The sequence below is a fragment of the Microbispora sp. NPDC049125 genome, from assembly GCF_040802045.1.
Classification (GTDB): domain Bacteria; phylum Actinomycetota; class Actinomycetes; order Streptosporangiales; family Streptosporangiaceae; genus Microbispora.
In genome coordinates this window covers 383,844-389,946 of the sequence record NZ_JBEZDW010000002.1, presented here as the reverse complement: position 1 = coordinate 389,946, position 6,103 = coordinate 383,844, and the positions used below count along the sequence as shown (strand labels likewise).

Annotated in this window: 6 protein-coding genes; 2 read left to right on the top strand and 4 right to left on the bottom strand. The window is 69.0% G+C overall.

All coding sequences use genetic code 11. The features are described from left to right. Nucleotides 1-95: 95 nt before the first annotated feature. The 3 genes from AB0B72_RS04250 to msrA all read right to left on the bottom strand — a co-directional run bounded on the left by AB0B72_RS04250 (nucleotide 96) and on the right by msrA (nucleotide 2,771). The gene (locus tag AB0B72_RS04250) at nucleotides 96-944 is read right to left on the bottom strand and encodes a hypothetical protein (RefSeq protein ID WP_367736828.1); all 849 of its coding nucleotides are present in this window, start codon (nucleotides 942-944) and stop codon (nucleotides 96-98) included. Between the two features lie 560 nt (nucleotides 945-1,504). Beyond that, nucleotides 1,505-1,834, bottom strand: coding sequence for a putative quinol monooxygenase (locus tag AB0B72_RS04245; RefSeq protein ID WP_367736827.1), 330 nt, complete (start codon nucleotides 1,832-1,834; stop codon nucleotides 1,505-1,507). 274 nt (nucleotides 1,835-2,108) lie between these two features. Next, nucleotides 2,109-2,771, bottom strand: a complete 663-nt coding sequence (gene msrA, locus AB0B72_RS04240) for a peptide-methionine (S)-S-oxide reductase MsrA (protein ID WP_367736826.1) — start codon at nucleotides 2,769-2,771, stop codon at nucleotides 2,109-2,111. Between the two features lie 133 nt (nucleotides 2,772-2,904). Between msrA and rarD the strand changes: the two genes are divergently transcribed. Then, nucleotides 2,905-3,816 carry an EamA family transporter RarD gene (rarD, locus tag AB0B72_RS04235; RefSeq protein WP_367736825.1) on the top strand — a complete coding sequence of 304 codons (912 nt, stop codon included), beginning with the start codon at nucleotides 2,905-2,907 and terminating at the stop codon, nucleotides 3,814-3,816. A gap of 85 nt (nucleotides 3,817-3,901) precedes the next feature. After that, a complete protein-coding gene (locus tag AB0B72_RS04230; protein ID WP_367736824.1) occupies nucleotides 3,902-4,738 on the top strand; it encodes an LLM class flavin-dependent oxidoreductase in 837 nt (278 codons plus the stop codon). 50 nt (nucleotides 4,739-4,788) lie between these two features. Here the strand turns inward: AB0B72_RS04230 and AB0B72_RS04225 are convergent, their stop codons facing one another. Beyond that, nucleotides 4,789-5,889 carry an alpha/beta hydrolase family protein gene (locus AB0B72_RS04225; RefSeq protein WP_367736850.1) on the bottom strand — a complete coding sequence of 367 codons (1,101 nt, stop codon included), beginning with the start codon at nucleotides 5,887-5,889 and terminating at the stop codon, nucleotides 4,789-4,791. Between the last annotated feature and the right edge of the window lie 214 nt (nucleotides 5,890-6,103).

Below are 6,103 nucleotides of genomic sequence, written 5' to 3'. Positions count from 1 at the left end.
GATCGCCTTGATCGGCATACCTTCGGCTCGGTGCAACCGGCGGATCTCCGCCCAGTCCTCCACCTTGATCACCCTCCACGGTGACAGCAGAGGGGTCAGATTTCAGCCGTCGCCTGGGGGTCAGTTTTCACGTGTCGTCGACAGGGCCACGGGTCGCAGAAGCTCCATGGCCCCCACCCACCGAGCTTCCATCCGGGAGCGACGGACAGCTCATACTGGTAGTAAGCGTCGCCACTCTCATCATCTTCATCCTCGGGGTGGCTTTTGGCCCATTCCGCGCGGCCCCAGGCAACGAGCCGGTCCGCCAACTCTTCTGGCAACTCATGCGGAGCCGGATACTCGATGACGGACTCCGGGTGAAGGACGCAGGGCTCGGGGACATAGTTGCCGTAGGGATCGACATCGGCTGGCTCGGGCGGACCGACCAGAGGATCGACGACGCTCGCGGCGTCCCGCCACACCAGGCGGGCTGCGGGCAGTCCGCTTTCGTGGTCGAGGGGACACCACAACACCTGGAGCAGATCTGTCCCATCGGGGCCGGTCAGCCCTGGGATGTCGCGGAGATAGAGCTGTGCGACGGGCAGCAGGGCATTCGGCTCGCCGTGCCAGTGGTGGCCAGCTTCCAATGTGTCCAGTAGGGCCCGCTCCTCTGGGGAGAGAAGGTTGTCCTTAGGGCCACGGGGACGAAGCCATGCCGCTTCCAGCAGGGCACGACTCCTACGCACGTCGTCCAGCGACACCGGCAGTTGCCAATCATCGTGCGCTTCCGCGCACACCGGCCACTCCTCATTCGCCGGCCAGAGCAGCGGGCCACCAATGGAACTCTCGTAAGGCATCGGTATGCCGGGGCGCGGATGCAGCCGGACCGCCTGCCTGGCCAGCGGAGCCAGCTCAGGAAATATGGAAGCGATGTCAACCGGACGCGGCGGCGTAGTCCGTACCATCAGAGCTCCTTCTACAGTCACCTGCGCCCGTCGGCGGCATGGTTCGATCGGTGATCATTCTCTGAGTGGGACTACCAGGACTTGGACCTGTGGCCTCTTCTTCTATCAGGCCACGGCGACAGATATGAATCACACGCCCGGACCGCCAGTTCTCGGCGCGTTCCGGGGGAGGTGGTTACCGAGCTGTCGCGGTGCCGCTAGGTGCCGGCGGTCCTCGCCGAAAACGGCTCTGGCCCTCGATCGGCACCGGGCCAGCCGGGCGACCAAGGGCCAGGATCAGTCAGTTACCGCAGGTCAGGCCTCGCCAGAGGTCAGGCCGACCGGGCAGGCGACGCCCGTTCCTACGAGCGTGTATCTATGTGACCCATGAACTGCCGGGTCAGTCAGGACCGGAGCATGCGCAGATCTGGGCGTGGCTCGCCAGGGAAGATCGGCATCCGAGGAGTCGAGATAATCGCCGAGCAGGGTCGTCAGCAGGTGCTGCCGATTCGGCCCGGCCTGCGCCCAGGGGGCTCTGACATCGTCCGTGGGTACGTGGACATTCACGCCCCAAGCTTGCCTCACGACTCAGGCACGGCCATCTCGCCGAGAAGTGACCAGTCGTCCTGCGGAAGCGTCGCGTTGACGATCCGGGGGGTCTCGGCGAGATGGCGGGGCAACGTCTGCTGCGCCTTCCTGAAGTGATCGGACTGGACGTGCGCACCTCCCGCATCGCCATCCCGAAATGCCTCGATGAGGACGTACTCCGCCGGGTCCTCGACACTGCGCGACCAGTCGAACCACAAGCAGCCAGGCTCACCGCGAGTGGCCTCGGTGAACTCGCGTGCGATCTCCGGCCACTGGTCGGCATACTCGGGCAGCACGTGGAATTTCGCCGTGATGAAAATCATGGAATGTCTCTCGCAAGTCAGTGAGATGGCATGGTACGACCGGCATGACCGGCGCGTGATCCGTCGAGTCTAACCAGACGGTCTCCGCCCGATGGAGACCGCGACCCCCACCCGCCAACCCCGAGGGGTGCGCCCAGTCCCGTCCTCCATGGTGAGCACTACAGCTCGACTGGAGCTCGTGAAGAAACTCGTCGCCGAACACACATCTGGCCCGAGAACAGCTCCCCCCCAGGGACCCGACCAAGGGCCAGTGGTTCAGGCCGAAGCCGCAGCTCTACGCCTCACCCGAAGTAAGACCGACAGGACAAGCGACACCCGTCCCGCCGATGCCGCAGTAGCCGTTCGGCACCTTAAAAAGATATTGCTGGTGATAGTCCTCGGCGAAGTAGAACTCGCCCGCGGGGGCGATCTCCGTGGTGATCTCGCCGTACCCCGCCGCGCTGAGCACGTCCTGGTACGCCTCCCGGGACGCGTGGGCCGCCTTCTCCTGCTGCGGGCCATGGGTGTAGACGGCGGACCGGTACGGGGTGCCGACGTCGTTGCCCTGCCGCATGCCCTGGGTGGGGTCGTGAGCCTCCCAGAAGACCTTGAGAAGCTCCTCGTACGACACCTGCATCGGGTCGAAGACCACTCGGACGGTCTCCGCGTGGCCGGTCATCCCGCTGCAGACCTCCTCGTACGTCGGGTTCGGCGTGTAGCCTCCCGCGTATCCGACCGCCGTGGACACGACGCCCGGCGTCTGCCAGAAAATGCGCTCCGCGCCCCAGAAGCAGCCCATCGCGAAGTCGGCGATCTCCGTTCCGTCCGGGTACGGCGGAGCGAGCGGCGCACCCAGGACGAGGTGCCGGGTGGCCACCGGCATGACGTCCGCGCGGCCCGGCAGCGCCTCCGCCGGGTCCACCATCACTGTCTTGTGTCCGCCGAACAACCAGCCCATCACGAACCTCCCCTTGCGTCTGTCAGACCCAACCAGACGGCACCCCCGCTTGTTCCTTCCGTAAGCCCCCCTAAACCGGAAGGCGAGAAAGACTTATTTGTGCTCAATCCAGTAAGGAGCGAAGATAAGGTTCATGCCTGAATCGCGCCGGGGGATCCTGTACGGCATCGCCGCCTACACCATGTGGGGTCTGTTCCCCCTCTACTGGCCGCTGCTGAAGCCGTCCGGCTCCGTGGAGATCCTCGCGCACCGCATGGTCTGGTCGCTGGTGGCGGTCGCCGGCATCCTCGCCGTACGGCGTCACTGGTCCTGGTTCCGCACACTCACCCGGCGCCAGCTCGTGCTCCTCACGCTCGCGGCCGTCACGGTCTCGCTCAACTGGGGCGTCTACATCTACGCGGTCAACAGCGGCCACGTGGTGGAGGGCGCACTGGGTTACTTCATCAACCCGCTGGTCAGCGTGCTCTTCGGGGTCGTCGTCTTCCGCGAGCGGCTACGCCCGTGGCAGTGGGCGGCCGTCGGACTGGGCACGCTGGCGGTGGTCATCCTGACCCTCGACTACGGCCGCCTGCCCTGGATCGCCCTCGTCCTCGCGGTCAGCTTCGGCACGTACGGCCTGATCAAGAAGATGGCCCAGGTCGGCAGCGCGGAGAGCCTCACCGTCGAGACGCTCGTGCTCCTGGTCCCCGCCCTCGGCTACATCGTGGTCATCCAGGCGAACGGCACGGGCACGTTCGGGCAGCACGGCCTCGGGCACGCGGCGCTGCTGGCGGCGTCCGGCCTGATCACCGCGGTCCCGCTGCTGTGCTTCACGGCGTCGGCGCTGCGCGTCCCGCTGACGGTGATCGGCGTGCTGCAGTACATCGCGCCCACCCTGCAGTTCCTGTGCGGCGTGCTGGTGGTCCACGAGACCATGCCCGCGAGCAGGTGGGCCGGCTTCGCCGTCGTCTGGCTCGCGCTCGCCGTCTTCACGTGGGACGGCCTGCGCGCCGCCCACACCGCCCGCCGCGACGACCGCGCGGCTCGCGCACTCGAAACCGTCTGACCCCTTTCTCTACCTCCTGCGGAGTACGGCTGTCGCCACCGCTGGGAGGACGACGCCGCGGCCGCCCCAGGCGAGGATCGGCGGTATGACGAAGGACTTCCGTTTCGGCATCGTGGCCGGATACGCCCCGGACGCCGCCACCTGGACGGGCCTCGCCCGCCGGGCCGAGGGCCTGGGCTACTCGACGATGCTCGTCCCCGACACGCTCGGGACGCTTCCGCCCCTGCCGGCGCTGACGGCCGCCGCGACCGCGACGACCACCCTGCGGGTCGGCACGTTCGTGCTGGCGGCGCCGTACCGCAATCCCCGGCAGCTCGCCTGGGAGCTGGCCGGGCTCGACTTCCTGTCCGGCGGCCGGCTGGAGGTCGGCGTCGGCGCCGGGCGGGTGGACGCCCGTCAGGACGCGGAGGCGCTCGGCGTGCCGTACGGAACTGCGGGCGAGCGGATCGCCCAGGTGGAGAGCGTGATCGGCGAGGTGAGGTCGGCGTTCGGAGGCTCCGGCCGGTTCACCGGCGCCGTCCAGCGGCAGAGCCCGCCGATCCTCATCGCGGCGTCGGGCGAGCGGATGCTGTCGGTCGCCGCCAAGGAGGCCGACATCGTGGCCCTGGCCGTCCCGCCGTCCGCCACCGACGAGGATCTGCGCAGGCCCATCGGCGTCCTGCGCGACGGAGCGGGAGCGCGGTTCGACCAGATCGAGCTGAGTGTGAACCTCCTTCAGGTCGGCGCCGAGCCCCCGCCCTGGGTCCCCGCCGGTTACCGGCCGCCGGGCTCCGGCGCGGTGGCCCTGCTCGACGGCTCACCCAGGGAGATGGCCGACCTGCTGCTGCGGCGCCGCGACGAGCTGGGCGTCTCCTACGTCACTCTGGCCGGCTCCTACGCGGAGACGTTCGCCCCCGTGGTGGAACTGCTGAACGGCCGTTGAGCCCTCGGCGCGACCAGGCCGCACCAAGGCGCCGGGGCACCAACGGTGCCCTACTTACAGGTCGCCGTCTCCGGAGCGCAGTGCTTGACCTCGGGGTAGCGCGCCGACGGCTTGTCCAGCAGGGGGCGCGCTCTCTTCAGCAGGTGACGGTCGAAGAAGGCGCCGACGTACTCGCGGGTGATCTCCAGGGAACGGGCCCCGGTCACCCCGGCGCCGACGTCGACGCCGACCTCGTCGGCCAGCGCCGCCATGTCGGTGAAGGAGTCGTGCACCGCGCCGGTCAGCAGAAACCAGCGCTTCCAGCCGCTCATGAGCTTCCAGTCGCGCTCCCACTCGGCGACCTCCGGGTTGCCCGCCCCCGGGGTGTACGTCTCGGGCTTGCCCAGGAACATGAACGGCCGCGACAGCTCGCTGTTGAGGATCCCCGCGTCGGTCGTGCCGTCGATGTCGACTCCGGCGCGGAGCCGGGGGTCCGCGACCATCGCGGCGATGGTGCTCGCACCACCCGCGGAGTGGCCCGCCATCCCGATGCGGGACGGGGCGATCAGCGACGAGCCCTTCCAGATCGGGTGTGCCCCGGTGAGCCGGTCGAGCACGAAGGAGACGTCGGCCGCCCGGACCCTGTCCAACTTCGTGAAGAGTGACGGGTCGTGATCGCCCTCGCAGACGACGCAGGTGGTGACCCGTCCGTCCGGGAAGGTCTCGGCGATGTTCTCGTACGTGTGATCGATCCCGGCCACCACATACCCCCGGCTGGCCAGATCCTCGGCGAGGGCGGTCAGCGTGGTGCGGGGCATCTTGAAACCGGGAGAGAGCACCACGAGTGGCAGACCGTGCCTGCGCCCTGCCGGTTTCGCGCCCTTGACGGCGTTGGTGCGCACCGTGCTGAACACGTCGGCCGGCAGGCCGGGGACCTCGGTCTCCTTGAGGAGGAGCGCTGACTCCGTCGGGGTCATGTACTGGGCCCGCTGCCCGGTGCGGGTCTTCGTGGGGTACCACAGGGAGATCATGAGCTCTCTGGCCCTCACCGCCGGCACCCAGGGGTCGGGGCGCGAGGTGTCCTTCATGTACAGCGCCACGGTGCCGACCGAGCGGGGGCCGGTCGGCTTGGGCAAGTAGAGCGTGCCGCCGGCCGCGGCGGCCGCGGGCATGGCCGCTAGGGCCGCGGCGGCTACAGACCTGGCGGAGGCGGGCGCGGCGGAGGCGGGCGCGGCGGAGGCGGGCGCGGCGGAGGCGGGCGCGGCGGAGGCGGGCGCGGCGGAGGCGGGCGCGGCGGAGGCGGGCAGCGGCGCGAGGGACGCCAGCCCCGAGAAGGCGAGCAGGCCGGCGACGGCGACTGTGCCGCCACGCAGTTTGAGCGCTTGG